The sequence below is a fragment of the Paraniabella ginsengisoli genome, assembly GCF_022513635.1.
Lineage (GTDB): Bacteria > Bacteroidota > Bacteroidia > Chitinophagales > Chitinophagaceae > Niabella > Niabella ginsengisoli.
The window spans coordinates 674,007-700,558 of the sequence record NZ_JAKWBL010000001.1 but is presented as its reverse complement, the minus strand read 5'-3'; the positions used below and the strand labels follow the sequence as shown (position 1 = coordinate 700,558).

Here is a 26,552-nt window from a genome sequence, read left to right as displayed (position 1 = left end):
ACCACCAAAAAAGAGTTATTTCGTTGTTCATGAACGCAAATATAAAAGTAAATTGATTGCAGACAAATTTTTTTGTAATTATATGCTTCTAAAATACTTCTTCAAAGAAAATTTTCTGACAAAAAATAAAATAAAAAAACCGGCACTCTACACAGCCGGCTTTTATGAAAATCGTTGAATCATTTATCCCATCGAAAAACGACTTGACGGTTTATAGCTTTTATTATATATAAATAAGCAACTTCCGTCTTTGATAGTTTGAATAATGGGGCGTGTTAACGCTACGGGCACAGCTGGGCAACCGTGACTGCGTCCAACATAACCTTGTGCATCAATAAAAGACTGGCTTACATAAGGAGCTCCGTGTATTACGATAGCACGACGCATAGCGTTGCTGTTCAGGCTATTTTCAAGACCATTTAATTTCAAAGAATAGCCTTTACTTCCAGAATAAGTCTTGTCAGTGATATAAAAACCAAGGCTGCTTTTATGCGATTCATTGGTATTACTGAAATATTCTGCCATTTCTCTACCTGTATTTTTGCCATGCGCCACCCAGGTGTTGAACAACATCTTATAATTTTTTACATCAATAATATATAATCGTTTTTGATAGCTGGGCTGATCAAAATCGATGATAGTAAGAATAGAATCATTTTGCAAAATCCCCTCTTCTTCCAACTTGGTAAAACCGCTTATAGCATATTCAAAAGCGTCATGCGAAAGACCCTTAGTATCAAGCGCAAGGCTATCGTAAACAAATTCCATTGCATCTACTGCGCTTTTAGCACTGGTAGCAATTTTTGTTGATTTTGCATCTGCATTATTGCCCGCTTCAATCTTGTTTAATGTCCATGACATAAAGGCTACTGATAATACACAAAGACAAAGTAGCCGCAAATAATTTTTTAATCACATGCTCATATTTATTTTTATTAAAAATTATGGCTATGTTTTTCTATAAGAATGTATAGATTTTTTTGGTAGGCGAGTATATAAAACGCATAACAACTCCCTTTTATTGTGCTGTTCGTCCATAATTAGATTTTTTTAACATTTAAACAGTAGAATTAAAGCGTATGCAATTGATTAACATAATATTTACAAATTTTAAAGAATGATTTGTCAGCAATATTTTTTATGCTTCCTTTGTATTATGTCAATAGAAGTTGGAATTATTATGGGCAGTGATAGCGATCTGAATGTGATGCAGGCTGCGGCAGATATTTTGAAAGAATTAGGTGTAGATTATGAACTAACGGTGGTTTCTGCCCATAGAACTCCGCTACGAATGGTAGAATATGCCCAAAAAGCTAAATCCAGAGGATTAAAAGTAATTATTGCGGGTGCAGGTGGTGCTGCACATCTGCCTGGAATGATAGCTTCTATTACTCCACTTCCGGTGATTGGTGTGCCTGTAAAATCAAGCAATTCGATTGACGGTTGGGATAGCGTTCTTTCTATTTTGCAAATGCCTAATGGTGTGCCTGTTGCAACAGTTGCATTAAACGCGGCTAAAAATGCCGGCATCTTAGCTGCACAGATCATTGGAACAGCTAACGAAACTGTTGGCAATAATGTGGCTGATTATAAATCAAATTTAGAAAAAGAAGTGCTGACAAAAGTGAACAACCTGAAAGAGAAAGGTTTTGAGAACAATTTCGATTAATGTTGTTCAAGCACAATAAAGTCCTGCTCCAAAGTTTTAGAGTTTTGATATAAAGCATCGATAAAATCAGAACCCCAAATTGCCAAGTAGGGAAGAATATTATCAATACGTTCCTGCAAATTATCAAACGGAAAAAGTTGTTGTTTTAGTGTATCAATTTGCCGCATCGCGTCTGAATGGTTTCTTTTCTCCGCTCTTAAAAATTTCTTTCCTAGTTCGACTATTTTTTTCTCTTGCTGCTTTTGCAATGCGTAAATATGACCTTTTAGGGTAATGTCGATTGCTGTCGCCTGCCTGGAAAGATCATCAAATATTGCCTGAATTTCGCCCAATGATTTTACTACAGATACATCATTTTCCGAATGATCAGTTACCCATTTGCTTTTTAAATGCAGACGGTTTTTAAAAAGATCATTTACATCAAATCCCAATTTAGTTGCTTTTTCAAGCTGCTTTTTATTCACTATCAAAAAAGAATTTCGGAGAACAAGAATGGGATATGAAACTTTATAGTGATTGAAGATTTCTTTCAACTCCAACCAGTAAGCTAATTCTCCACCTCCACCGATAAAAGCAATATTCGGTAAAATCATTTCCTGAAAAATACCACGCAAAATTACATTCGGGCTAAATCTTTCGGGATGTGATTCAACTTCAAGCATTATAGCATCTTTATCAAAATTGATATCCGTTTCTAAAACATACCACTTATTTTCCTTCCTTTCAATTCTCAAACGTTGGCCATCATCTTTCAAATAAAATAAATTGATATCACGGCCATGTGCCTGTGCTTTATATCCTGCATCGACCAGGTTTTGAGAAGTCTTTTCAACAATAACTGAAGATCGTTGATGTAGCAGTTCATCTTTAAAAAGATCAGCAGCTACAGATTTCAATACAGCATTATCTGGAATAACTACAATTAATCCATACGCCCCAAAAAGGTAATTGACAAATCCCAAAGTGGCATCTTGTATATTCGTTCCTTTCTTGTAATATTTTTTTAATTCAGATGTTACCTCTTCACCATGAGGGAGAACACCTATTTCAGATTCGATTCTCTTGATCAAGTCCAACAAACTCTCATCTACCTTCATTCTTCCAACAGCGCCGGTTTGAGATGTTTGCCATGTAAGTTTTTCCCCATTCAAAAAATATGTCCAAGCTCATCCAGATCAGCATCTTCACTTCCCATATAATAAACCGGCACAAAATTATTTTGAGGAAAAAGTTCCTTACAATGCGCAGCTAATTTTATCGCATGTAAAATCTTATAAATAAAATATAGCGGTCCGGTAAATATATTAGGTTGATGGGCTGTGGTAATGGTGAACGTTTCTGATTTTTTCAGAAGTTCAATATTGGAAATTACGGCTTCGGTCTTATCCAGAGAATCATATTGCGCCAATAGTGAGTTAGCTAACAACTCTCTGTCCATGTTTTGTTTGGCTTTTTCTTCTATTGCTAATTCAAGCGACTCGGCTTTGGGAAAATGGTTATAAAAAGACTCTAGTGTTTCGCATTCATTCAAATAATCCAATACGAGATTGGAAAAAAAATGAGTTTGCGCATAAGGAATGCCGGTTGCTTTAAAATTCATGTCGCGATATGGCTTGTGAAATGGAGCATAAGAAAATATTCATTTTCATACCTGAAAGCAATGAATACTTTCTTATGCGGAATAATATGTGACCAATAACATTAAACGAAAATGCACACATAAAATGAAAATACTACAACATTTTTATTTAGAAATAGTTTTTTAAACCTGCGCAAATAGGCAAATAAAAAACCACCTGTTAAGGTGGCTTATTTTATTTAAATTACTTTTAACTGCGTCGTCGGGTTGCCATAGCATAAATCCACAGCAAAATAACTGCTCCCCCAACAGCAAACAAAAAGCCTTTAAGACTCCAGTTATCGGTTACAGGTGTTCCAAGTAAAGTGCTTATCCAACCACCTAGCAATGCTCCTACAATGCCGATGATTATAGTAATGATCCAACCTCCGGGATCTTTACCAGGATGTAAAGCTTTGGCAATAGCGCCGGCGATTAAACCAAAAATAATCCAGGATAGAATGCTCATAGTCTTTTAATTTAAAAGTTTGGTAATATTAATTACCAATTTAATATTAAAAAACATGCCAAAGAGAATCAAGGGTCTTTTTTTATGCACATTATAACCTTAACCTGCTAAATAATTCGTGTTATCTTATTTTCAAGCATCATTAAATCAACTAAAACAATTGCCGTAGCTGCTTCAACAATAACCGGAGCTCTTAACGCTACACATAAATCGTGACGGCCTTTCACCGAAAAATCTTCCATATTTCCGGTATCCCAGTTAAGGCTATTTTGCGCTTTTGGCGTTGATGCGGTCGGCTTTACAGCAATACGAAACACTAGTTCATTGCCGTTCGTTATTCCACCAACTATCCCACCCGCATGATTGGTAGTGGTTTTACCGTCCATGTTTTCAATAGCATCATTATGCTGGCTTCCGAACATTTTAGCAGCAGCAAAACCGCTTCCAAACTCCACCCCTTTTACGGCGGGAATGGAAAACATTGCATGAGCAAGCAGCGACTCAACCGAATCAAAATGCGGCTCGCCCAAACCCAGCGGCAATCCATTTACGCGGCATTCAATAATACCACCAACCGAGTCTTTCGCATCAATCCCTTTTTGTAATCCTTTTTCCAGATTAGTTTCTCCGGCAATTTCTATTACTTTAGCTTCTACTGTAATTCCTGCTAACAACTTCTTTGCAATCACACCTGCACCAACTAAGCCAGTTGTCAGCCTGGCACTGAAATGGCCACCGCCTCTGTAATCTTCAAAGCCTCCAAATTTTTTATGCGCCACAAAATCAGCATGGCCCGGACGTGGAAAGCTGCGTTGTTTTTCGTAATCGCCGCTTCTCGTATTCTTGTTTTCAAAAAATATCATAATTGGAAAGCCTGTCGTCTTTCCGTTAAAAATGCCGCTTCTAAAAATAGGAATATCATCTTCTTTACGTGGCGTTGCACCTTTTTGAGTGCCGCCTTTACGGCGTTCCATGTCTGGCAAAAAATCTTCAACCGGAACATCTAATCCGGCCGGACATCCATCAATCACAATACCCACGCCATCTCCGTGAGATTCACCAAAAATTTGTACCCTGAAAATTTTACCAAAAGAATTCATACAAATATTTTATTATAAATCCCCACGATTAAAATCGTGGGCTATGTTCTTCAAATCAATTCCGCCGCTTACCTGCGCGCCTAATGCTTTTATATGATCGTAAAAATCGGGGTAAGATTTATTAACAGCCTGCGCCTCTTCAATAGTTGTATCGCCATCTGCACGCAGCGCAGCAACCGCACAAGCCATTGCAATCCGATGATCATGTCTCGAATGTACCAACGTCCCTTTTAATCCGCTACCACCATGCACTTGCATCATGTCTCCATCCAGGTCAATTTTTAATCCCATTTTGCCAAACTCTTCTTGCAGCGTTACACCTCTGTCGCTTTCTTTATGCGCCAGGCGACTTACACCCTTTATTTTTGTAGTTCCGTTACAGTATGCAGCAAGAGCCACCAGCGGAGGAAATAAATCCGGGCAATCTGTTGCGTCAAATTCAAAGGCCTGCATTGCTGCTTTATGCAATTGAATTCCTTTTGCATCCATTGCTATTCCCGCATTGGCAGACATTAATGCCTCGGTTATTTTCTTATCGGCCTGAGTGCTGCTTAAATTCAAACCCCTAACAGTAATATTTCCGGCAATTGCTCCTGCAACTAACAGGAATGCGCCGCCACTCCAGTCGCCTTCAACTGTGTAAGCCACAGCCCCCCGACCACCGAAGGGGGATCAAAGAAGAGTCGTAAGTGAATATAAACTCTTCATAATTTTTGTTTTCTGGCACATTTAATCCAAATTGCCTCATCACATCTAAAGTCAAATCAATGTAAGGTTTGCTTTTAAGATTAGTAACCTTTATAGAAACCTGTTGCTTTAACAACTCTTCGTAAGCCCCTCCTTTGGAGGGGTTTGGGGAGGCTGCATATGCTAATAAAAGCCCCGTTAAAAACTGCGAACTTAATGAACCGTCAATGGTAATATTTTTGGGTTGCAAAGGTCCTTGAATAACCAATGGAAGTTTGCCTTCGTTAGATTGAATACTCACGCCAACCTGTGGCAATATTTCATCAAAAAAATCCATCGGCCTTGTTACAAGGCTGCCTTCACCATTAATAGTTATTTTGTTGCTTGTTAACGCCGCTAACGGAGTAAACATGCGAATACTTAAACCACTTTCTCCACAATTGATAGCACCACCCTGATCTCCATTCATATGCGAAACAGAAGAAGCTACTGAAAAACCTGAACTATCTACCGTAATTTCTTCATGCTCTTTTTCGATGGTGGCGCCCAAAGCCTCAATAATGCCCATTGCGGCTTTATCATCATTGCTATGGCCGGGATTATAAATAATCGATTTCGTAGAAGCTACCAAAGCTGCAGCACAAGCGCGTTGCATGGAGCTTTTAGATGCCGATGCTAAAACATTTCCTTTTAACTCAGATGGTGAAATGGTTATTTTCATTTTTGATTCGATATTTCTGATTTGGAAAAAGACCTTCCAGGTTTTAAAACCTGGAAGGTCTGTAAAACCTATAATTTATTAATAATCTTTTCCAGTTGTTTTAACGCAATAGGATGAACGACCGCTTTACCCACTTTATCAAGCAATACAAAATTCATCTCTTTTTGCACCCGTTTTTTATCCATTGCTAATACTTCAAATACTTTTTTAGCATCAAACTGAATAGTAGTTGGCAATTGATATTTTTCAATCAGGGACTTAACACGATCCTGTTCTTTAAAGCCTTTTAACTGGTGCGAAATTTCGCTGGCAAACACCATTCCGATAGCAACAGCTTCGCCATGCATTAAATTGTATTGCGTTTCAATAGCATGGCCGATGGTATGGCCAAAGTTGAGCAAACGCCTATCGCCTTTTTCAAACTCATCTTTTTGTACTACTTTGGTTTTGATTAGTGCATTTCTTTTGATCAGTTCTGCTAACAAGGTTTTATCAGCCTTAAAATCTTTCAAAGAATATTGTTCTAATTGCTTAAACATGGCTGCATCTTTAATACATGCATGTTTAATGATTTCTGCAAAACCATTCTGCCATTCTTTTTCAGGCAATGATTGTAACAGCGTAAGATCGTGCAACAGAAAAGAAGGCTGGCGAATAATGCCAACCATATTTTTATACACACCAACGTCGATTCCATTTTTTCCGCCAATCGACGCATCCACCAAACCCAAAATTGTTGTTGGCACAAAACCAAACGGGATGCCACGCATATATACAGATGCTGTATAACCCGTAAGATCTGTAATAACACCACCGCCAACACCTACCAATACTGATTTGCGATCAGCTTTGTTTTGAATCAGTTTCAGAATAATATCATCAACAGTCGATTGTTTCTTTTGCTCTTCTCCTGCTGGAATGACGATTGTATTGAAGCTTTTGAACCTGCTTTCATGGGCATTAAAAATATTTTGATCGGTAATAACAATGGCATTTTGCTTGTCAACAATTTTACCTAACTGTTTTAACGAGCTATCAAAATAAAAATCGGTAGAAGCGTTGGAAAATTTTATGGTCTGCATCAGAATGATGAGATTTATGGATATAGACCTCCGAGGTTTTAAAAACCTTGGAGGTCTATATATTTTTATTGATCATTTATATTCTTCAGTTGAAGAGTGCGACGCAAGACCGCTGATAGTAGCACATCAGCCGGGACAAAAAACATCGTAACTAAAGTTGGAGATTCCTCGACTTCGCTACGTTGCGCTCGGAATGACATACCCTGCTTATGCGTCTAACACTTTCTTTTGATGATTGATGCTTTCTAAATGCACCGCATCTAAATACTTGTTTAGAAAGTCGCGGCTAAGGCCCAGCTTTTCTCCACGCATCGCTACTTTATCAATAATTTCCTGCCAGCGGCCGGGTTGCAAAATGGTGATGTTATTGTCTTTTTTATATTGACCGATCTGATCAGCGATCTTCATACGTTGAGAAAGGATTTGCAACATTTCATCATCAAGATGATTGATTTGCTGGCGCAATTTCTCCAACGCTTTGTGGTATTCGCTGTTATCAACATCTTCTTTTCTCCAGATGATTTCTTCCATCATCTCTTTCAGACGCGCTGGTGTTACCTGTTGTTTGGCATCGCTCCAGGCATTGTCCGGATCAATATGGCTTTCGATCATCAATCCGTCATAATCCAGGTCAATGGCTTTCTGAGCTACTTCCATCAAGGTGTCGCGCTTGCCACAAATGTGAGAAGGATCGTTGAAAATAGGGAGTTCCGGATATTTTAATTTCATCTCGATTGCCAAATGCCACATGGGCGCATTGCGATATTGAGTATTTCCATAAGATGAAAACCCACGATGTATTAAACCCAGATTTTTGATACCTGCGCGTGCAATTCTTTCAACACCACCGCTCCAAAGTTCCAAATCCGGATTAATAGGATTTTTCACCAACACAGGCACATCAACGCCTCTTAGCGCATCGGCAACTTCCTGAACGCTGAAAGGGTTTACTGTAGTGCGCGCGCCAATCCAAAGTACATCAACATCAAAAGTTAAAGCATCCTGAACCTGTTTAGCCGTTGCTACTTCAATAGCGGTTGGCAAACCAGTAATTTGTTTAGCTTTTTGTAACCATGGTAAACCTTTCGCGCCAATACCTTCAAACATACCTGGCTTGGTACGTGGTTTCCATATACCTGCGCGTAACATGTCAACTTTACCTGTTGCTGCTAATTGCTGCGCTGTTTCTATTACTTGTTCTTCAGTTTCTGCGCTACAAGGACCGCTAACAATGATCGGCCTTTTAGCCCATAATTCTTTAATTTTTTCTTTTGATGAAACCTGCTGAGTACTCATGAAATATAATTATTGATGTTGTTTAATAACTGGCCTTGTTTTCTTTTTCTTAAAAAAAGCTACAAGACCTGCAAATTTACTTTTATTTTATGATTCTGTTTATTTTATTGGCATCTGATATTAACGACTGTAAGTTTTCTTTATCGCTATTGGTTATATAGTCTTTAAATTTTGTAAGTTGATCAATATGCTCTGTTAATACATCCAGGATATTTACTTTATTCTGTAAAAAAATGGGCACCCACATTTCAGGATTACTTTTTGCCAAACGCACCGTACTTTCAAAACCTGCTGAAGCAATTTGAAAAATAGCGCTCTCTACTTTTTCCTTTTCCAAAACGGTGTTAGCCAGCGCAAAAGATGTAATGTGAGAAATATGACTAACATACGCTACGTGCAGATCATGCGCTTTTGCTTCCATATCTACGATACGCATACCAATTTTCTGATACATGTTCTCAACCCATTCTACCGCATCAGCGTCGCTATCTTTTCGGTTGCATAGAATTACGGCTTTTCCTTCAAAAGCCCCACGAACAGCGGCTTTCGGGCCACTATATTCTGTACCCCACATAGGGTGCGTAGCCACGTAGCGCCCGCGATTAGGATGATGTTGCACCGCCTCTATTACATCAGATTTGGTAGACCCCATGTCCATAACAATTTGGTTGGTTACCATATCTAAAATCTGCGGCAGCAGATTCACTTGCACATTTACAGGAACAGCCATTACAATAACTTCGGCCTGCGCAACGGCTTCGTTCAATGGTAATATTTCATCTACCAATTCGTATTCCAGCGCCTGCTCGGCGTGCTGGTTACTCGCTTCTACACCAATTAATTTTGACGAAAGCTTTTTTCGTGCAATTGCAGTGCCATGGATCCCCCGATCAGGCCTACGCCAACGATTGCTATTCTCTTACGCGCCCCTCCCGGCCTCCCCGAAGGAGAGGTGTTCTGCGCTACATTTCCATTGTCGTTTTTCGAATTCATATCAAATATTTGATATTAATATTTTTAGAACCGGAAGCTACGCATCCGGCTATTGTTATTCGACTCCTTCGGAGTCAATTAATAACCGAAAGGCATCCGCCTGCTGACTCTTGTCAACCTTTCAACTTGTCAACTTGTAAACCATTCTTCACTCTTTCAATTGCTTCTTGAAATTTCTCTATCGAGCCACAAAGGCTGATTCTTATGTATTGTTCGCCTGCGCCGCCAAAAATGCCGCCGGGTGTTATAAAAACATTTGCTTTATACAATACTTCGTCTGCTATCTGGAAACAATCATTGTAACCGGATGGGATTTTTGCCCAGACAAACATTCCTACCTGATTTTTTGAATAGCTACATTGTAGTAAATCCAATAATTCAAAAACCTTTTCTCTTCTTTCAGCGTAAATCGCGTTCACTTCCTCGTGCCACTCTTTGCCAAGTGTTAATGCTTTTGCTGCAGCCAATTGCAAAGGCAAAAACATGCCGCTATCCATATTACTTTTAAAACGAAGTACTTCATTAATTCTTTCCGCCGCACCGCAGAGCACACCTACACGCCAGCCAGCCATATTGTGCGATTTGCTTAAAGAGTTCAATTCTATCACAACATCTTTAGCTCCTTCAATACTTAGCAAACTAACTGGTTCGTCATTTAGTATAAAGCTATACGGATTATCATGTACAATTAAAATATTATGCTTCTTCGCAAATGCAATTAATTGTTCAAATACTTTTTATCAGGCTGCTGACCCGTTGGCATTTGAGGATAATTAACAAAGAACAATTTTACGGCCTCCCCTGCCCCCTCCCGAAGAGGGGGAAGAAAACGAAGCAATTGACTTTTCGATTGCTTCAAAGTCTGGCTGATAATTATTTTCTTCTTTTAAATCGTAGTCGATACAAACCCCACCGGCGATAGTAACATTACTACGATAAGTGGGATAGCCCGGATTCGGCACCAACACTGCATCTCCTTCATTTAAGTAGGTCATACAAATATGCATAATGCCTTCTTTGCTGCCAATGAGCGGAAGTATTTCGCTGTTTGGATCAAGCGTTACGCCGTACCATTTCTGATACCAATCAGCGAAAGCTTGTCTTAATATGGGGCTGCCTTTATAATTCTGATATCCATGCACATTGGGCTTTTGCGCTTCATCAAACAATACTTTAACAACATCGGGGTGCGGCGGCAAGTCGGGACTGCCAATACCGAGGTTTAGAATATTTTTTCCTTGCTTGTTGAGTTCATCTATTTCACGCAGCTTTTGCGAGAAGTAATACTCACCAACACCCTGTAATCTTTTTGCTAATTCCATATACCTTTATTGTAAATACCGTAAATTTTAACCGCTTCTGTTAATGGTTTTAGTTTTTCTATTACCCTTTCAAAAGTTTTAATGTTATCAAATTCCAGATCGGCGTGAAATTGGTATTTAAACTCTGACCCGGGAATTGGAAAACTTTGAAGTTTGGATAGATTGACTTTATGAATAGCCAGTACTCCTAAAACCCTTGCCAATGCTCCTTCTTTATGTATAGTTTGAAAATTGAGAGATGCCTTATTTCCCGTTTGCGCTTCTTTAATATCTTCTGGTCTTTTTAAAACCAGAAAACGTGTATAATTTTTCTTTAGTGTCTGAATTTTAGGGGCAATAACATTCAGATCATAAATTTCTGCGGCCAGGCTACTGGCAATAGCTGCAATATGTTTGCTTTTATACTGTGCAATATGTTTTGCGCTTAACGCAGTATCGTCGCTTTCAACAAGCTTCCATTTATGCTGGTCTAAGAATTCATAACATTGTTGCAGAGCCATTGTATGCGAATGCACTTCCTTAATATCTTCAAGTGCTACGCCATGATTTACCAAAAGATTTTGATGGATCTGCATGTACACTTCACCAACGATTTTCAGGTTACTACCCTGTATCAAATTATAATTAGGCAAAATGCTTCCGGCGATGGAGTTTTCAATTGCCATAATACAACCATCGGTGCGATTACTGTCTTTAGCAGCGACCATCACATCTTTGAAAGTAGTACAGCACTCGACTGTTACATTTTTATTAAAAAAGTAATTAGCAGCCTGTTGATGAAAACAACCTTCAAAACCCTGAATGGCGATATGTGGAGCGATCTTAGGTTTCGCTATTACTTTTTGTTCTTTCAAACTTTCAGCTTTTGGCACCATTTTAAAACTTTTACTTGAACCGGGTAAGGGCTAAAAAAATCCCGGCATTTTCGCCGGGATTCTTTTTATGTTGATTTATTTTATTCTTTTTATTTAAATGTCAACTAAAGCATTCCCGGCTTCATTTTAAAAAAGAAGCTAAAATAGAAACCGGTAAAAAAACGTGTTGTTGTCATTGCGAAGCAAATTTAAAAGATAAATCTTAATAAACAAATATATTTTTTGAGGATTCAAAAATAAAAAACTAACAACCGATAGTCTGAAATGCAGTGTAGCGGCATATCTTGCATGTATTTATGTTTTACTCGGACTGGATATTGTTTGCAATCATCGCTGTAGGAATGGTGCTAAGTGTTCTCTTTAAAAAACTAACAATAGCCGCCGCCTTGACGGGAGGTGTTTTAAGCGTTGTTATTTATTTAGGTTCCCGCTTTGGCGGTGTAGCAGCGATGGCAGTATTTTTTGCAATCGGTGTGTTAGCTACTTCCTGGAAATTAAAAGAAAAACAAAATGCCGGTTTAGCTGAAATTGAAAAAGGAAAACGTAGCGCCGGGCAGGTATTTGCCAATGCCGGATTAGCGGCGTTGTTGGATTGATTGCTTATGTTTATCCGGCTTTGAGCAAAAATGCTTTTTTAATGATAGCCGCATGTTTTGCATCAGCCACAGCAGATACGGTATCTTCTGAACTCGGGAATGTTTATGGAAAACGTTTTTATAATATCCTTTCTTTTAAAAGATCGCCAAAGGGGTTAAACGGAGTTGTAAGTATGGAAGGAACGCTTTTGGGCTTTGCGGGAAGTATAATTATTGCAACGGTTTATTACATTTTTGTTCCATCGCTGCCAAATGTTGTCATCATTCTTATTGCAGGCACAGCAGGGAATATAGCCGATTCGGTATTGGGATCAACGCTCGAAAGCAAAGGGGTTTTAAGTAACAATGCGGTGAACTTTTTAAACACCGTTGTGGCTGCTGTCATAGCTTGGTTGTTAGCAGTGTAATAAAAGATGAAATTAGAAACTAGTTCATAGCTTTGTGCGAGTTCACATTTTTGATCAAAAGACCAATTTCATTAACTTAAGAGTTTTAATAATTTTTTTCACGCAAAGAGCACAAAGAAAAAAAGCAAAGAACGCAATGCGGCTTCTTAAGTTAATGACATTGGCCAAAAGACAGTATTACGAAACTTTGAAACAAAATAATCAACCTGCCGCTGTCATCTGGCTTCTAGGATTATCAGGCGCCGGAAAAACCACGATAGCGGGACTTTTACAGGAATTTTTAAAAGAAAGCGGAAAGCCTTCATTGATTTTGGATGGCGATGAACTACGTTCTGGCATTAATAAAGACCTTGGCTTTAGCGATGAAGACCGTGCTGAAAATATTAGAAGGACTGCAGAACTGGCTCGCATTGTAAGCGCAAACGGTATTATATGCATCTGTTCGTTGATAACGCCAATGCAAGCTTATAGAAGTCTTGCCGCTTCTATTATTGGTCCTCTTTATTATGAAATATTTATTAATTGCCCTTTAGCAACATGTGAAAAAGGGATGTAAAAGGCTTGTACCGAAAAGCGAAGACAGGCGAGCTAAAAATTTACAGGAATAAGCTCTGGTTTCGAAATACCTTCTGCTCCGTATTTAGTGGTTCAAAGCGATATTGAAAACGCCGAAACTTGTGCCAGGAAAATACATGACAGTATGATCAACTTACTTTAAATGATTTGCAAAACGCCTGACTTGCAAATAAATCCGGGGTTGAGCATAACAGGCTTTCCATATAAAAAAGGTTCGCCATTTAAACCCGTCACATCGCCTCCGGCATTTAGAACAACAGCGTGACCAGCTGCAGTATCCCATTCCATAGTTGGGCCATGCCTGTAATAAATATCTGCGGTACCTTCTGCCACCAAACAAAATTTTAAGGAACTTCCTTTTGCAACAGTTTCAGAAATACCAATTTTTGACAATAGCTTTTCCTCTTCTTCATGTTTATGTGACCGACTGCCAACAGCTACAAAATTTGCTGTGCGCTTACTTACAGAAATATTTACTGCCGCTTCGTTACCTGTTTTTTAAAACTTCCATAATCGTTTGCACCATAATAACAAGTGGCAAGCGCGGGTGCATAAACAACACCAAGTACAGGCAATTGATTTGTTATTAATGCTACATTAACAGTAAACTCACCATTCTTTTTAATAAATTCTTTTGTACCATCAAGCGGATCAACACACCAAAATGTTTCAGCTTGATCTAATCGTGTACTATTTTCCCCTTCTTCCGAGATAATTGGAATATGTGGCGCTATTTGCTGCAAGCCTTTTGCAATAATATTATGGGCCGCATGATCAGCCGCTGTTAAAGGCGAACGATCATCTTTATACGAAACATCAATGTTGTCAGCATTATAAATTTCCATGATAGCATCGCCTGCCTCTTTTACAATGTTTAATAATGAATTGATGTATGTTATCATATTATTGCTGTTTGATACGATTGATAATGGCTAACTGCGGATGTCTTTTTCGATATCGTGATTATCTGCCTGTTTGATAAATTCTTTTTTAATTGCTCATTTTCGAGCTGATATTTTTCAATGGATTCGCTGCTGATAAGCGCAACATTTTGACGATTTGTAAATAACGGATAGCTTAATTCCTGCATCACATCGCCAGCAATCAATTCAAAAATCTCAAGATCAGTGTCAGTAAATACTTTTCTAAATTTGCCGGTATTATCAGCTATTACGGGCTTTTGCAAATTGATCCACATGGCACCAGCGCTGGCGGTTGTTACAGCTTCTTTAGAACTATGAAAATCTAACATGGCTGGTAAATAAGGTATATCCAGAAAAATGCAAAGTTGTTTTATTGTTTCTTCCGGATTCTTAATTAACTGTTCATAGCTTAAGGCGTGGAATCTTTCAGCAGGAATTTTTTTGAAAGGCGAAGGCAGGCTTCCTGATCTTCGGTCCATTGTTTTGCGATCGGATAAATATGCTTTTCTCCTACAATGGCTTTTTTAAAAGAAGCAGCCACGTCGCGGCCATCTCTATACAAGTAAATATATTTTAAGTCTTTATTTCCCGCTTCAAGTTCGTCAGCAAAGTGCACGTTCGCCATGCTTTTACAACACCAATAACGGGCACCCGCCGCTGTAGCCACACGTTCATATATGATCCTGTTCAATTCTATAAGATTATACACCTGCGAACTGTTGAAAACATCTTCCTTATCTAATATTACTCCGCTCCAAGGGACGGGGTTAACGTTGATATAATCCACCACATCGTTGACAAGTCTGCGATAATTTTCAGTTATGTCCAGATTTCCGTAAAACTTTAGTAAAGGAATAAAAGTCACTAAAACATGCGCTGGATGCGGCGATGCCACATCTATAGATTGATCGAGCATTACTCTTAATAAATTAGAGCCGGATCTTTGCGTACCGATCATTTGAATGCCGGATATATTTTTCATTTTATTGAGTTGACAGTTGGCCGATGCTAGTTGGCAGTATAAATGCCCTTATCCATTTTTTAGCTTGCTCTATTTCACACGACCTACCTAGTGTCATGTCAAGGAGAAAATGTCGCATCGGTTGTCACCCTGAGCTTGTCGAAGGGTCGCTGAACGGGCTTCGGCAAGCTCAGCCTGACAAACACTAATTAGTTGACACGACACTAGCATACGATGTTCAACAAGTTTATTTTTTACGAAAAAAGTGTTCCATGTTTCGGATGGTATATATTCTGCCCGATAAGGCACAAAATATGAATTCAATTCCCAAAGAATTTTCCCTTTAAGATCAGTAACCATAACACTTCCGGTTTTAGAACTACATTGTAAAAGATTTCCGTTGGGCAACAAATAGCCGCTGCCCATACGTGATGTATATTTTTCTTTAGGCAACATAGCCTGTATGGACGGCGTGGCTACCCAATTAATTGTATCAAGCTTGAACGAAACCGCGCCAGACCTGTGTTTCCACAAAGAATTGTCGAAGATCATCAGTTCTCCACGTGGATTAATTTGTACTGTATGTTGAAAGGAAAAATAGTGTGTGCTATCCATTTTAAAACTTCCATTTTTTCCAAGCTTCCACATAATATCCCCGGTTGTGGCATTAATTTTCCACACCTGATCTTCTATAGCAACAGACATCAGATAGTTTCCGTCTGTATCAAGATTCAGCGAGTTAGCATGAAAGCGGTCATAAGCAAACTCTTTAATAAATGGATCGTTTAACACATCCCATTTATCCCAAATATTCCATTCCCAAATTTTTTCACCTTTATTGTTCATTACCAGAATACCTTCACCGCCTAATGTATCAATACCCGAACCACCAATTTTAGACATATCGAATGGTAACTGATTTCTTACCAATGTGATGATGTTGCCTGCTTTGTCCATGCGTACATCATGATGAATGACTTTATATTTTCCACCTAATACTGTATCCATATTAATACGCCAAAGCATTTTTCCGGACAAGTCGATTTCGGCAATGGCGGTACCTCCAGCAAAGCCAATAGCGCCCCGCCTTATAGATTCCTTCATTTTGTTTAGACTATCCGCTTCTTCCTTGGGTGTATCATCAATAACATCAGCAACAGGCGGCCTTAACATAGCTAAAATAGTACCGCGTGGCGTAAGTGTAGCGGCCCTTACACCAATATCATCTATTTGCCAATACCATTTGATTTTACCTTCTCCATCAATCATGGTAATGTATCCCGGGAGTCTTGCATTGCAAAGCATCACCAAGCCGCCGGCTAACTCTATTGCATTTTTTTGATCTTCTTGTTTTACCCAATTGCGTGCCAACCAAGGTGACTGTTTACGCGTTTGAAAATCCATGTCCTTGGATTTTACTTTTATCAGGCGATCAATCACGACGCGAAAATGATAAGTACTGCCAGCTTCCAACAACAACAACTTCACCTTATGTTCTTTCTTTGCTTCTGATCTAACTGTTCGCAACACTTCAGATGAGCCGTCCTTCCAGTATTCTACGACAACAGGCGCTTCTTTATTTAACAACACTTCAACCACTTCAGCATTAGCTGCATTATTTAAAGAGGTTAATTTAATGCTTTCTATAGAGTAGGCATTATAGCTATATAAAACAAAGCCTGCTATCGATAATACTAAAACTAAAATAAGTATCCAAAACTTCTTCATGCGTTGCATTTTAAAACAAAGGTAATTATGAGATGACAGTTGATAGTTTGACAGTTGACGGGTTATCAATATAAACTTATAGCCTTAAAATAGTATGGTCTATTAAGAAAAAACCACCGAGTAAGGCTCGGCGGTTTACAAATGTTGTATATCTAAATTAAGGCATTCTATTCTTATTCTCTGCAGCCATAGCGCTATTTAACTGCGCATCAAGCAAAGGATAAGGGAAATATCTCATATTAGGTTTTGCACGTGCCGGTAAACCCCTGCGCTGCAAGTAAGCATTTGTTGTAGATTCATATTTTCCAAAACGAATTAAATCCGGGCGACGTTTATATTCAAACACTAGTTCAAATCCGCGCTCATCCAATATTTTTTGCGCCATGTCTTCTTTTGAACCTGGCACTGGAAATCCTGTGCTTCCATAAATTGGAGCACCAGCCCGTCCTCTTATTTCATTTATGTAAGGAAGCGCTGCAGCAGGGCCACTTAACTCATTTTCGATTTCAGCTTTGTACAGAATAATATCTTCAATCCTGAATACAGATATAGTGCGGCCATCGTAATAAGAATTAGAAATCATTTCGTACGAATATTTCTTTGTGGCAACATTTTCCAAAAACTTCACTGTGTCGGCAGGCGGCCTGGTTTGGCCAGGCGCCGGTATCATATAAAAAAGCCGTTTTCTGTATTATCATCCCGCGCGGCATCGCCTTCATAGTTATAATAGAAGAATTGTTTCCTGGGATCTGAGTCGCTATACTTTCTCCAAAAATCGAGAGACACTCCGTAATATTGCCATCTGCCGGGAACTTCCTTATTATCTGTCGGCCCAAAATGGTTGGTTATTTCGCCACCATTTAGTGCGGGTTCATGCAGTATGCAAAAAATAAATCCCTTGTCGAATTTGTTACTTTCTGACCATACATTTTTGAAATCTGCATTAAGCTTATACACGCCTTTATCTCTTAGCGCTAAGATCATATCTACATAAATTTTAGCGTTTTGATAATCGTGCGCTCTTAAATATACGTTGGCTAAAAGCGCTGCTGACGCTCCTTTTGTTGCTCTTGAAAGTCCATCTGATGCTGCCCAACTTTCAGGTAAATTATCAATACCAAATTTGCAGTCTTCAATAATAACCTTATCAACATCTGCAACAGGTGTTAATGGCAATGCAGGTGCTTCAGCCGGAGGTATAACTTCTGTAATCAAAGGAACCGGCCCCCAGGCATCTGTAAGATCTCTGTAAGATAAAGCCCGTAAAAAACGCGCCTGAGCAATTACACTTTGCTTTTTTGCATCATCCATTGGCACGGCATCTATTTTTGAAAGCAGGATATTAGCATTGCTGATCACCTGATACATATATTGCCAGTTATACCGGAAGTATCGGTTATTATCATCGTAAGTAAGATCGCTCAACTTACTCGGATCGCCAGCCGCTGTAGAAAATCCCATATCAGTTGTATAATCTGTTGTCATTACCAAATATCCATTGTAATACATCCATCCGTCTCCTTTATAAGGTGCAATATCTGCGTAAACACCTGTTAACGCTGCATCTATATCGCTTTCCGTTAAATAAGCATTTTCACTGGTAAGGTCGCTGTACACTCTGGGCTCAAGTTTGGTGCAGCTAAAAGCCATGACAGGCAAAAATGCTAAAAGCAAATATTTCATTCGTATATTTTTCATTCCTAAATAATTTATTTTGTTTTAACTAAAAATTCAGATTGATCCCAATTGTGGCAGTACGCATAGCTGGGTAAGAATTAAAATCCAAACCACTGCCTCCACTTGCTGTTTGTCCACCTTTAGGAGTACCTGCAGCGTTAGATTGTGAAGGATTTGATTCGTAAGCTTTCGTATCCACTTCAGGATCCCAACCAGAATATTTAGTTAATGTGAAGAGATTTTCTACCGCGAGATACAATCTTGCTGAATTGATCACTTTCGAGCGTGAATGCAAGGTATAACCTACCGTAACGTTTTTCATACGCAAGAAACTCGCTCGCTCTATGAAATGAGAATTGATATATCCTCCATGCTTCATATAATAAAAACCATTACGCGGAATATCTGTATTAGTATTTGTTGGCGTCCATCTGTTCAAAGCATCTGTAGTACGGTTCCACTCCAGATTCATCCTTGACATATTCAAAAGGTCGTTTCCTACAGAGCCATGGAAAAATATACTTAAATCGAAATTACGATAGTTGAAAGTGTTGGTTAAACCGTAAATGAACTTTGGCATTGCCGAACCGATAATAGTACGATCGCCACTATTGATAATACCGTCACCGTTAACGTCAACAAACTTAGGATCTCCCGCAAGAGAGCTAGGTTGCGGTGTGTAGGTTTCTCCCTCTTGTATCACACCGTCATATACATACCCAAATAAAGAACCCAAAGACTCCCCTGCCCTGATTACAGCAAATTGCTCTTCTGATACAAATCCTTGTGGTTTAGATGATGTTAGGAAAATATCAGTTTTACCTACATCTAGCACCTTATTCCTATTCATTGAAAAATTAACACGGCTATCCCAGGTGAACTTAGAACCTGTAATGTTGTGTGAAGTAACATCTACTTCAATACCCCTGTTTTCAAGCGAGCCTATATTGGCATTTTGTGTAGTAAAGCCTGAGTATAGCGCCAGGCTTCTTGCCAGCAACAGATCGGTTGTTTTTTTATAATAACCATCTAATGTTACCAAAATCCTGTTCTTCAAAAAACCCATATCTAAACCCACATTGTACTGTGTTGTGGTTTCCCATTTCAGATCATCATTTCCCGGAGAGGTTGCACTTGGATGCGTTCCTCCGGTGTTAGTTGTTCCGTCGTAAGTTACTCTTGTTGGTTCTACGCCATCCAAAAACGGATAGTTCCCTGGTATCTGATCATTACCTGTTCGTCCATAACCCACCCTGAATTTTAAAGAAGAAAACGTATTTAGGTTCTGAATAAATTCTTCTTTATCCATTTTCCAGGCAAAAGCACCTGAGGGAAAATAACCCCAACGGTGATTAGCCCCGAACTTAGAAGAGCCATCTCTCCTTATAGTGAACGTAACAAGGTATTTATCCAGGTAAGAATAGTTCAACCTTCCAAACATTGATATTAGCTTGTATTCTCCCTTGCCCGATCCTACACCAGTAATGGTTGAGGCTGCACCAACGTTATAAAATCCAAACACATCGGTAGAAAAATTCTTCACCCCAATGGTCCGGTTTTCTGTAGTAGTCATTTCATAAGCATAGCCAGCAAGTGCGCCAAAACTATGCTCTTCTCCAAAATCTTTTGTGTAATTTAATGTCGCATCAAGCAATTGACGATTGGATGTCACATCAGTTGTGTTTGCCACTCCATTATCTATAGAACCCTGATAAGAACTACGCGGCAAATAAGAGCCCGTAAAAGCATGGCCGATCTCCGTACCCACATTAATACGTCCTGTTAAGTCTTTCATTGGCTTTACTTCTAAATAAGCTACCCCATTCAATCGATCCAGCGTCAAATCATTTTCCCGAAGCAATAAGTTAGCTATCGGATTATCACCTCGGCCTCCAGGTGGCCTGCCAAAACTGCCATCTTTATTATAAACAGGCACTGTTGGATCGTATGTAAGAATACCCAGCATTACATTGCTTTGCAAAATATTACCGCCATAATCCTGCACGTTCGATTTGATTCTTTGTGCATACATTGATACGCCTGTCTTGATAAAATCATTTATTTTTTGATCAACATTTATACGACCGGAAAAACGATTAAAATTGGTATTTTTCAAAACACCTTGCTGGCCAAAATATCCCACACTTCCTAAAACCTTAGTATATTCACCACCACTCTGGTATTGCACCGTATGGCTGCTTATCGTTCCTTTACGAGTTGCTTCTTTTATCCAATCTGTGTTTACATCAGATCTTAGCTGCGATTCGGTATATACCCCGTATTCCTGGTCTTGCTTTCCTTCTCTTTCCCTGTATAAATCATTTGCCAACTGCATATACTCTTTACCGCTCAACATATCATAATGATCAGTAATTCCCTGTACACCATAATATCCGTTGTAAGAGATTTGCGGTTTGCCGGTTTTACCTCTTTTAGTGGTAATGATCACAACGCCGTTCGCACCACGTGCCCCGTAAATAGCGGCCGCTGACGCATCTTTTAAGATGTCCATAGATTCAATATCATTGGGATTGATATCGATACCGTTAGTTGTTGGCATTCCATCAACAACGTATAATGGTTCATTAGAACTATTGATCGAATTAGGACCACGTACCTTAATAGATATACTACCACCAGGTGCGTTAGAGTTTTGCATTACCTGAACACCGGCAGCTTTTCCCCTCAAGGCCTGACCGACATTGGAAACGGTTCCGCCAAGTGTAAGTTCAGACGCCTTAACTGTTGTGATAGCTCCAGTTAAATCACTTCTTTTTTGTGTGCCATACCCTACCACAACTACATCAGAAAGTTGATTGCCTATGGAAGACGACATTAATACATTAACAGAATCCTGCTGAGCATCCAGGTTAACGGTTTTTGTATCATAACCTACAAACGACACAATCAAGGTTGTGTTTCCGGAAGGCAGTTGCACCGTAAAATCACCGTTTGCATCAGCAACTGATGTAGTATTACTTTCTTTTACTGAAATAGTCGCCCCTGAAAGAGGAGATCCAGTGGCAGCATCTGCCACCTTTCCGTTTACGGCTCGGGTCTGAGCATAGGACTCAATTGTTAAAAATGTGCAAAAGAGCACCAAAAAATGGGATAAGAATTTGGTCATTTACGGATTAATTTTAAACATGAACAATGTTCTATATAAACATCAAGAAGCGCACAAGTTAAGATTTTATATAATGGATTTTCATGCAACCGTTTGCGCATAATATATAGCTTATTTTGTCGATACAGACAAATGATAAAATATTTACATCTGTATTTAATATGCGCTTAAACATATAAAAAAATTAACAAACTATGATTCTTTGCTTCCTAACTTTGTGTACCCTTGACTAAGTATTTTAAATACATACTGTTTTCGCTACTGCTTCTGAATGTAGCTGTGTATTGTCATGCTCAAAATGCCGACACTATTCGCGTTCCACCTATGCCAAGTATGGAAGAGATTAAAAAGGATTGGGGGCCGAACGACCAAACAAAGATTGGCGCAATTTGGTACGGTACAGACTATAATTCCTTTAAAGTACTGCCTTACACAGAGGAGGAAAATGTGTGGATTTCCAAATTACCCCAGCTAAGCTGGAACAAGTAAAACGAGAATATAACCGATTGAGAAATGCCGTGTATGTATGTTACCCTTATGCGAGACTGGCAGGCCATACTATCAATCAAATAAATAAAGAAATTGCAACAAAAGACAGGAAAAGAGATCGAAAAGCGATCATAAAATCTAAAGAAAAAGAACTCAAAAAGCAATTTGCTGATCCGCTAACCAATCTTTCTGTTTATCAGGGAAAAGTTCTGATGAAGCTTATTAACCGGCAAACAGGAAATAATTGCTATGATATTTTAAAAGAATATAAAGGCGGCTTAAACGCCCGCCTATACCAAACTGTAGCGTTTTTTTATGGAGGAAGTTTGAAGCAGGATTATAATTTAAAAGAGAGTTTTGATCGTGATATTGAGAATTTTGTGCAGGAGATTGATGCAACCTGGTATAACAACCCCTATCGCAATCCAACAGCTATCCAAAGATGACATCATTACAATTTCATAAATTTCAAACATCAGGTTCTAAATAATATCTTAGTGGGTGCTTTATCCCTATTTTTGCGAGCGTTATAAAATAGCATTTTCATATGAATTTCAAAAAAGTAAACAACATTACCGGCTGGCTGGTTTTTGCAATTGCCGCTCTAACTTATACATTAACTAAAGAAGCAAGGGGCTCTTTGTGGGATTGCGGAGAATTTGTTGCCTGTGCGTTTAAGTTAGGAATGCCACATCCTCCCGGCGCACCATTGTTTACTTTATTAGGAAGATTTTTTATAATCCTTTTTGGCGATAACCCCCAAACGGCCGCAAGCGCTGTAAACTTTATGAGTGCAATGGCTAGTGCAGCCACCATTCTTTTTCTATTCTGGACCATTACGCATTTTGCCCGCAAAATGTTTGTAAAAGTAGGGGAAACCCTTACCAATCCACAGCTAATGACCGTTATGGGAGCCGGTGTTGTTGGCGCTTTGGCTTATACTTTTACTGACTCTTTCTGGTATAGTGCTGTTGAAGGTGAAGTTTATGCCTTATCCTCTTTTTTACAGCCTTTGTATTCTGGATCATTTTAAAATGGGAACATGCTGATGAACATGCAGGTTCTGACGAAGTGGCCAGAGTGCGAAGTGATCGCTGGATCATCTTTTTATTCTTTATGATGGGATTATCGATCGGCGTGCATTTGTTAAACCTGCTGACCATCCCGGCTATTGTGATGATTTACTATTATCGCAGATATAAACCCACAACCAAAGGTGCCATATTTGCTTTTATCATCGGATGTATTATTACCGGCATTGTGCAGGTAGCCGTTATACAATATAGCATGAAGGCCGCAGGGTTGTTTGATGTATTCTTTGTAAACACTTTCAGTATGCCGTTCTTCTCTGGTTTTGCGGCTTACTTTATTTTAATTGCGTTACTTATTGGTTGGGCACTTATGTTTAAAACTAATGTGTCTAAAACAAAAATAATTGTATGGACAGCACTGTTCTTCGCCTTAGCGTTTTTACCATTCGCCTTTTCCGGTACAGCAGCTGTATTTAAAATCATTCTGCTATTGATTATAGGCAGTGCGTTAGGATATTTCATAAAACCTACAGCCCTGAAGGTGTTGAAACTTTCCTTGTGGTGTTTTGCTTTTATGATGTTGGGCTACTTTATGTACTTCACATCTATGATACGCAGTAATGCCAACCCGGTATTGACATGAACAATGTTGACAATCCAATCAACCTTGTATATTATCTGGGCCGTGAGCAATATGGAAGTGCCCCTTTAATATACGGGCCGCATTTTGCAGCAGAATATAAAGATGACGATGGTGATGGAATGATTGATATGAAGACTGGCGAGATGAAGTATGTGAAAGGAAAGGATCGTTACATTGCCACAGGCAGAGATCGCGAACCGTTGTATCAAAGCAGCGACATGCAACTTTTCCCTCGTGTTTGGGATCGAAGCAATGACCAAAATCATGCTCAGTTCTATGCAGACTGGCTAAGCCTGGAACAAAACAGAGACCCGAACACAGGACAGGTTGTTTCTTATGGCGCGCCAAGCTATGCTGATAATATAAATTGGTTTTTCAGTTATCAGACAGACTTCCTGTTTATGCGCTACTTTATGTGGAACTATGCCGGGCGGCAGAACGACCTACAAGGCAGAGGCAATAAAAGAGACGGCAACTGGATTTCAGGCATCGGGCTGATTGATACACCGCGCCTGGGCGATCAAAGCAAAATGCCGGAGAGCCTTAAAGAAAACAAAGCGCATAACACGCTCTTTATGCTTCCCATCATTTTAGGCATTTTAGGATTGGTATTCCAATTATTCCGAAATAAAAATGATTTTATTGTAACATTTATCCTCTTCTTCTTTATGGGCGAGGCCTTGGTTCTTTACTTGAATGCACCGGGTCCCATGCCAAGAGAAAGAGACTATGTGTTTGTAGGTGCCATGTATGTATTTGCAATATGGATCGGGCTTTCCGTGCTTGCCTTTGTTAGGCTTGCGCTCGAAAAAACAGATAAGGATCTTTTTAAAAAAGTATTGATATATGGCGCAACTTTCACGTTCCTGGTTACTATCATCAGTAGTCTTACAGGCTCTGGAAGCGGTGCGATAATGGCCAGCCTCGCTGCTGCGGTTTTATTTGTAGTTGTTGTGGCTGCAGTAACGTACATAATAAAAGCAGTTTCTAGCAACGGCACTAATTTTAAAATGGCCGGCATAACGGCCAGCGTACTATGCTTGTTGGTTCCCGTGCTGATGGCACAACAAGAATGGAATGACCACGACCGTAGCCAAAAAACAGTAGCTCCAGACCTTGCCAAAGATTATTTAGAAAGTTGTGCTCCCAATGCTATTCTTTTCACTTTCGGAGATAATGACACTTATCCGCTTTGGTATGCACAAGAAGTAGAAGGTATACGGAAGGACATAAGGATCATCAATACCAGTTTATTGGGTATTGACTGGTATATTAATCAGTTAAGATATAAGATTAATGACGCGCCTGGCGTGGATGTGATTTGGACACCTGAGCAAATTGAAGGTGCTAACCGTCAATATATCCGCATTGGGCAAACACAGCAAATGCAAAATTTAGATGCTAATGCTTTTTATCCATTATACGACATTATGAAAGATTATCTGGGACAAAAAGTAACGGATGAAGATGGGAATGACGTAGGTCCAAATACAATGCCGTTCAGTAAATTTTTTGTACCAGTAGATAAACAATTGGTTATTAAAAATGGTACTGTTACACCTACAGATAGTGTTTTAAGTCAATTAGCATTTGAAATCCCTGCAAGCGCTGTAACGCGCGATCAGTTGATGATGTTGAATATTATTGCCACCAACAAATGGCAAAGACCTATTTATTTTACAGCCCCTTACGGTCAATTAGGATTTGGACAGCACCTCAGAAAAGATGGGCTGACTTACAGATTGGTTCCTGTTGTAACAAAAAACCCGGAGCAAAACTGGGTTACAGATCAGGCAATGAAAGCCATGAGAATGGGCGGATCATCAATAAAAGCCAACAATTTAAACGCAATGTCTGAAAATCTTAAAAAGTTTGAATTTGGCGGAGCTAATAAAAAAGGCGTTTATTTTGATGAGACCAACAGACAATCTCTTTTAAATATCAGAGCCATTTTTGCTGAAGCAGCAGGTAACCTTGCTGATGCTGGTAAAACAGAGGAAGCAATCAAATTACTGAATAAAGAAGCAGCAGGAATTGATCCTGAAAACCTACCATATGGCATGACCAGCTATTTCAGCCAGCATAACCAAACCGGCATTATGCTTGCAGAAGCATATTATAAAGCAGGGCAATTGGATAAAGCAAGAAAAGTAGCCGAAGGTGTAAGAAAAGATATCAACAGCCAAAAGAACTATTATAGTTCGTTAAAAACAGAGAAGCCAAATTATTACGCAAGTATGGAAAATGAATCTATCATTAACGAGATTATGGGAGAAGTGCTGAATGCGGTTGAACAACAATACGATCCACTTAAAAAAGCAGCTAAAAACCCGGCTCAGGAAATTACACCAGAAGCCTTGTTAAAAGCAGCAGATAGTGTGGGAATTACAGTAGCAGACTCGACAAAATAAAATTGAATTAAATATTGAAAGAGGCGACCGATGTTTTGGTCGCCTCTTTTTTGTCTGAACCATGATTTGTTTGATTTGTAGGATTAACAGGAAATGTAGGATGTCTCGATATACAATATTACAATGTAGAATTACGATGTACGTGTGCTCA

The 26,552-nt window shown here is 39.1% G+C and carries 27 protein-coding genes and 2 pseudogenes; 8 read left to right on the top strand and 21 right to left on the bottom strand.

The genetic code is table 11. The features are described 5' to 3' along the window. Positions 1-183 precede the first annotated feature (183 nt). Positions 184-861, bottom strand: coding sequence for a murein L,D-transpeptidase catalytic domain family protein (locus MKP09_RS03890; protein ID WP_240826520.1), 678 nt, complete (start codon positions 859-861; stop codon positions 184-186). Between the two features lie 295 nt (positions 862-1,156). Here MKP09_RS03890 and purE point away from each other — a divergent pair, with 295 nt between their 5' ends. Next, a complete protein-coding gene (purE, locus tag MKP09_RS03885) occupies positions 1,157-1,669 on the top strand; it encodes a 5-(carboxyamino)imidazole ribonucleotide mutase (protein WP_240826519.1) in 513 nt (170 codons plus the stop codon). Here the strand turns inward: purE and bshC are convergent. From bshC to MKP09_RS03835, 12 genes and pseudogenes are all read right to left on the bottom strand, one after another. Then, positions 1,666-2,820, bottom strand: coding sequence for a bacillithiol biosynthesis cysteine-adding enzyme BshC (gene bshC / locus MKP09_RS03880; RefSeq protein WP_262915106.1), 1,155 nt, complete (start codon positions 2,818-2,820; stop codon positions 1,666-1,668). The genes purE and bshC overlap by 4 nt on opposite strands. Further along, complete coding sequence (locus MKP09_RS25380; RefSeq protein ID WP_262915105.1) at positions 2,817-3,269, bottom strand: bacillithiol biosynthesis cysteine-adding enzyme BshC; 453 nt, start codon at positions 3,267-3,269, stop codon at positions 2,817-2,819. Before MKP09_RS25380 ends, bshC begins: the two co-directional genes overlap by 4 nt. 229 nt (positions 3,270-3,498) lie before the next feature. Next, positions 3,499-3,756, bottom strand: coding sequence for a GlsB/YeaQ/YmgE family stress response membrane protein (locus MKP09_RS03875; protein WP_240826518.1), 258 nt, complete (start codon positions 3,754-3,756; stop codon positions 3,499-3,501). A gap of 107 nt (positions 3,757-3,863) precedes the next feature. Continuing rightward, positions 3,864-4,856, bottom strand: a complete 993-nt coding sequence (locus MKP09_RS03870; RefSeq protein ID WP_240826517.1) for a chorismate synthase — start codon at positions 4,854-4,856, stop codon at positions 3,864-3,866. A gap of 12 nt (positions 4,857-4,868) precedes the next feature. Continuing rightward, entirely contained in the window at positions 4,869-5,504 is a 636-nt protein-coding gene (locus tag MKP09_RS25375; protein WP_317235175.1) for a 3-phosphoshikimate 1-carboxyvinyltransferase, read from the bottom strand. After that, positions 5,488-6,264 (bottom strand): 3-phosphoshikimate 1-carboxyvinyltransferase, encoded by a 777-nt coding sequence (locus tag MKP09_RS25370; RefSeq protein WP_262915104.1) that lies wholly within the window; start codon positions 6,262-6,264, stop codon positions 5,488-5,490. Before MKP09_RS25370 ends, MKP09_RS25375 begins: the two co-directional genes overlap by 17 nt. Positions 6,265-6,332: 68 nt before the next feature. Next, on the bottom strand, positions 6,333-7,346 hold the full coding sequence (gene aroB, locus MKP09_RS03860; RefSeq protein ID WP_240826516.1) for a 3-dehydroquinate synthase: 1,014 nt from the start codon (positions 7,344-7,346) through the stop codon (positions 6,333-6,335). A gap of 207 nt (positions 7,347-7,553) precedes the next feature. Next, the gene (locus tag MKP09_RS03855) at positions 7,554-8,642 is read right to left on the bottom strand and encodes a chorismate mutase (RefSeq protein ID WP_240826515.1); all 1,089 of its coding nucleotides are present in this window, start codon (positions 8,640-8,642) and stop codon (positions 7,554-7,556) included. Positions 8,643-8,724: 82 nt separating this feature from the next. Further along, the gene (locus MKP09_RS03850; RefSeq protein ID WP_240829212.1) at positions 8,725-9,480 is read right to left on the bottom strand and encodes a prephenate dehydrogenase; all 756 of its coding nucleotides are present in this window, start codon (positions 9,478-9,480) and stop codon (positions 8,725-8,727) included. Continuing rightward, positions 9,480-9,635 (bottom strand): hypothetical protein, encoded by a 156-nt coding sequence (locus MKP09_RS03845; protein WP_240826514.1) that lies wholly within the window; start codon positions 9,633-9,635, stop codon positions 9,480-9,482. The genes MKP09_RS03850 and MKP09_RS03845 overlap by 1 nt, the downstream gene beginning before the upstream one ends. A 113-nt stretch (positions 9,636-9,748) precedes the next feature. Next, positions 9,749-10,957, bottom strand: a pseudogene (locus MKP09_RS03840) (pyridoxal phosphate-dependent aminotransferase). Further along, on the bottom strand, positions 10,948-11,832 hold the full coding sequence (locus MKP09_RS03835) for a prephenate dehydratase (RefSeq protein WP_240826513.1): 885 nt from the start codon (positions 11,830-11,832) through the stop codon (positions 10,948-10,950). The pseudogene MKP09_RS03840 and the gene MKP09_RS03835 overlap by 10 nt, the downstream one beginning before the upstream one ends. A 296-nt stretch (positions 11,833-12,128) precedes the next feature. On the opposite strand from MKP09_RS03835, the gene MKP09_RS03830 reads away from it, so the two are divergent. The 3 genes from MKP09_RS03830 (at position 12,129) to MKP09_RS03820 (ending at position 13,391) form a co-directional block, all read left to right on the top strand. Further along, complete coding sequence (locus MKP09_RS03830) at positions 12,129-12,428, top strand: DUF92 domain-containing protein (protein WP_240826512.1); 300 nt, start codon at positions 12,129-12,131, stop codon at positions 12,426-12,428. 41 nt (positions 12,429-12,469) lie between these two features. Continuing rightward, positions 12,470-12,835, top strand: coding sequence for a DUF92 domain-containing protein (locus MKP09_RS03825; RefSeq protein WP_240826511.1), 366 nt, complete (start codon positions 12,470-12,472; stop codon positions 12,833-12,835). A gap of 136 nt (positions 12,836-12,971) precedes the next feature. After that, complete coding sequence (locus MKP09_RS03820) at positions 12,972-13,391, top strand: adenylyl-sulfate kinase (RefSeq protein WP_240826510.1); 420 nt, start codon at positions 12,972-12,974, stop codon at positions 13,389-13,391. Positions 13,392-13,549: 158 nt separating this feature from the next. Here MKP09_RS03820 and MKP09_RS25365 read toward each other — a convergent pair whose 3' ends face one another. The 8 genes from MKP09_RS25365 to MKP09_RS03790 all read right to left on the bottom strand — a co-directional run bounded on the left by MKP09_RS25365 (position 13,550) and on the right by MKP09_RS03790 (position 21,827). Continuing rightward, positions 13,550-13,882, bottom strand: coding sequence for a 3'(2'),5'-bisphosphate nucleotidase CysQ family protein (locus tag MKP09_RS25365; protein WP_317235240.1), 333 nt, complete (start codon positions 13,880-13,882; stop codon positions 13,550-13,552). A gap of 2 nt (positions 13,883-13,884) precedes the next feature. Beyond that, complete coding sequence (locus tag MKP09_RS25360) at positions 13,885-14,313, bottom strand: 3'(2'),5'-bisphosphate nucleotidase CysQ family protein (RefSeq protein ID WP_262915103.1); 429 nt, start codon at positions 14,311-14,313, stop codon at positions 13,885-13,887. Then, the gene (locus MKP09_RS25355) at positions 14,310-14,813 is read right to left on the bottom strand and encodes a sulfotransferase (protein WP_262915102.1); all 504 of its coding nucleotides are present in this window, start codon (positions 14,811-14,813) and stop codon (positions 14,310-14,312) included. Before MKP09_RS25355 ends, MKP09_RS25360 begins: the two co-directional genes overlap by 4 nt. Further along, complete coding sequence (locus tag MKP09_RS25350; RefSeq protein ID WP_262915101.1) at positions 14,744-15,316, bottom strand: sulfotransferase; 573 nt, start codon at positions 15,314-15,316, stop codon at positions 14,744-14,746. Before MKP09_RS25350 ends, MKP09_RS25355 begins: the two co-directional genes overlap by 70 nt. A 93-nt stretch (positions 15,317-15,409) precedes the next feature. Next, positions 15,410-17,023 carry an arylsulfotransferase family protein gene (locus MKP09_RS03805; protein ID WP_240826509.1) on the bottom strand — a complete coding sequence of 538 codons (1,614 nt, stop codon included), beginning with the start codon at positions 17,021-17,023 and terminating at the stop codon, positions 15,410-15,412. Positions 17,024-17,180: 157 nt separating this feature from the next. Then, positions 17,181-17,693 carry a RagB/SusD family nutrient uptake outer membrane protein gene (locus tag MKP09_RS03800; RefSeq protein WP_240826508.1) on the bottom strand — a complete coding sequence of 171 codons (513 nt, stop codon included), beginning with the start codon at positions 17,691-17,693 and terminating at the stop codon, positions 17,181-17,183. Continuing rightward, positions 17,690-18,721, bottom strand: coding sequence for a RagB/SusD family nutrient uptake outer membrane protein (locus tag MKP09_RS03795; protein WP_240826507.1), 1,032 nt, complete (start codon positions 18,719-18,721; stop codon positions 17,690-17,692). Before MKP09_RS03795 ends, MKP09_RS03800 begins: the two co-directional genes overlap by 4 nt. Before the next feature lie 25 nt (positions 18,722-18,746). Then, entirely contained in the window at positions 18,747-21,827 is a 3,081-nt protein-coding gene (locus MKP09_RS03790; protein WP_240826506.1) for a SusC/RagA family TonB-linked outer membrane protein, read from the bottom strand. A 225-nt stretch (positions 21,828-22,052) separates the two neighbouring features. On the opposite strand from MKP09_RS03790, the gene MKP09_RS03785 reads away from it, so the two are divergent. From MKP09_RS03785 to MKP09_RS03765, 4 genes and pseudogenes are all read left to right on the top strand, one after another. Beyond that, positions 22,053-22,316 (top strand): hypothetical protein, encoded by a 264-nt coding sequence (locus MKP09_RS03785; protein ID WP_240826505.1) that lies wholly within the window; start codon positions 22,053-22,055, stop codon positions 22,314-22,316. Between the two features lie 17 nt (positions 22,317-22,333). Next, the gene (locus tag MKP09_RS03780) at positions 22,334-22,762 is read left to right on the top strand and encodes a DUF4294 domain-containing protein (RefSeq protein ID WP_240826504.1); all 429 of its coding nucleotides are present in this window, start codon (positions 22,334-22,336) and stop codon (positions 22,760-22,762) included. A 101-nt stretch (positions 22,763-22,863) separates the two neighbouring features. After that, positions 22,864-23,990: pseudogene (locus MKP09_RS27850) on the top strand (glycosyltransferase family 117 protein). Then, positions 23,987-26,401, top strand: a complete 2,415-nt coding sequence (locus MKP09_RS03765) for a tetratricopeptide repeat protein (RefSeq protein WP_240826502.1) — start codon at positions 23,987-23,989, stop codon at positions 26,399-26,401. Before MKP09_RS27850 ends, MKP09_RS03765 begins: the two are co-directional and overlap by 4 nt. The last annotated feature ends 151 nt before the right edge of the window (positions 26,402-26,552 follow it).

What these genes read in the sequence shown, in the direction of transcription:
- MKP09_RS03825 (WP_240826511.1), top strand. Translation starts at nt 12,470, where the DNA reads ATGATAGCCGCATGTTTTGCATCAGCCACAGCAGATACGGTATCTTCT.
- MKP09_RS03765 (WP_240826502.1), top strand. Translation starts at nt 23,987, where the DNA reads ATGAACAATGTTGACAATCCAATCAACCTTGTATATTATCTGGGCCGT.
- aroB (WP_240826516.1), bottom strand. Translation starts at nt 7,346, where the DNA reads ATGCAGACCATAAAATTTTCCAACGCTTCTACCGATTTTTATTTTGAT.
- MKP09_RS25355 (WP_262915102.1), bottom strand. Translation starts at nt 14,813, where the DNA reads ATGGACCGAAGATCAGGAAGCCTGCCTTCGCCTTTCAAAAAAATTCCT.
- MKP09_RS03870 (WP_240826517.1), bottom strand. Translation starts at nt 4,856, where the DNA reads ATGAATTCTTTTGGTAAAATTTTCAGGGTACAAATTTTTGGTGAATCT.
- MKP09_RS03845 (WP_240826514.1), bottom strand. Translation starts at nt 9,635, where the DNA reads ATGAATTCGAAAAACGACAATGGAAATGTAGCGCAGAACACCTCTCCT.
- MKP09_RS03855 (WP_240826515.1), bottom strand. Translation starts at nt 8,642, where the DNA reads ATGAGTACTCAGCAGGTTTCATCAAAAGAAAAAATTAAAGAATTATGG.
- MKP09_RS03875 (WP_240826518.1), bottom strand. Translation starts at nt 3,756, where the DNA reads ATGAGCATTCTATCCTGGATTATTTTTGGTTTAATCGCCGGCGCTATT.
- MKP09_RS25380 (WP_262915105.1), bottom strand. Translation starts at nt 3,269, where the DNA reads ATGAATTTTAAAGCAACCGGCATTCCTTATGCGCAAACTCATTTTTTT.
- MKP09_RS25350 (WP_262915101.1), bottom strand. Translation starts at nt 15,316, where the DNA reads ATGAAAAATATATCCGGCATTCAAATGATCGGTACGCAAAGATCCGGC.
- MKP09_RS03805 (WP_240826509.1), bottom strand. Translation starts at nt 17,023, where the DNA reads ATGAAGAAGTTTTGGATACTTATTTTAGTTTTAGTATTATCGATAGCA.
- MKP09_RS03800 (WP_240826508.1), bottom strand. Translation starts at nt 17,693, where the DNA reads ATGATACCGGCGCCTGGCCAAACCAGGCCGCCTGCCGACACAGTGAAG.
- MKP09_RS03890 (WP_240826520.1), bottom strand. Translation starts at nt 861, where the DNA reads ATGTCATGGACATTAAACAAGATTGAAGCGGGCAATAATGCAGATGCA.
- MKP09_RS03820 (WP_240826510.1), top strand. Translation starts at nt 12,972, where the DNA reads ATGCGGCTTCTTAAGTTAATGACATTGGCCAAAAGACAGTATTACGAA.
- MKP09_RS25370 (WP_262915104.1), bottom strand. Translation starts at nt 6,264, where the DNA reads ATGAAAATAACCATTTCACCATCTGAGTTAAAAGGAAATGTTTTAGCA.
- purE (WP_240826519.1), top strand. Translation starts at nt 1,157, where the DNA reads ATGTCAATAGAAGTTGGAATTATTATGGGCAGTGATAGCGATCTGAAT.
- MKP09_RS03795 (WP_240826507.1), bottom strand. Translation starts at nt 18,721, where the DNA reads ATGAAAAATATACGAATGAAATATTTGCTTTTAGCATTTTTGCCTGTC.
- MKP09_RS25360 (WP_262915103.1), bottom strand. Translation starts at nt 14,313, where the DNA reads ATGATAACATACATCAATTCATTATTAAACATTGTAAAAGAGGCAGGC.
- MKP09_RS03790 (WP_240826506.1), bottom strand. Translation starts at nt 21,827, where the DNA reads ATGACCAAATTCTTATCCCATTTTTTGGTGCTCTTTTGCACATTTTTA.
- MKP09_RS03835 (WP_240826513.1), bottom strand. Translation starts at nt 11,832, where the DNA reads ATGGTGCCAAAAGCTGAAAGTTTGAAAGAACAAAAAGTAATAGCGAAA.
- MKP09_RS03830 (WP_240826512.1), top strand. Translation starts at nt 12,129, where the DNA reads ATGTTTTACTCGGACTGGATATTGTTTGCAATCATCGCTGTAGGAATG.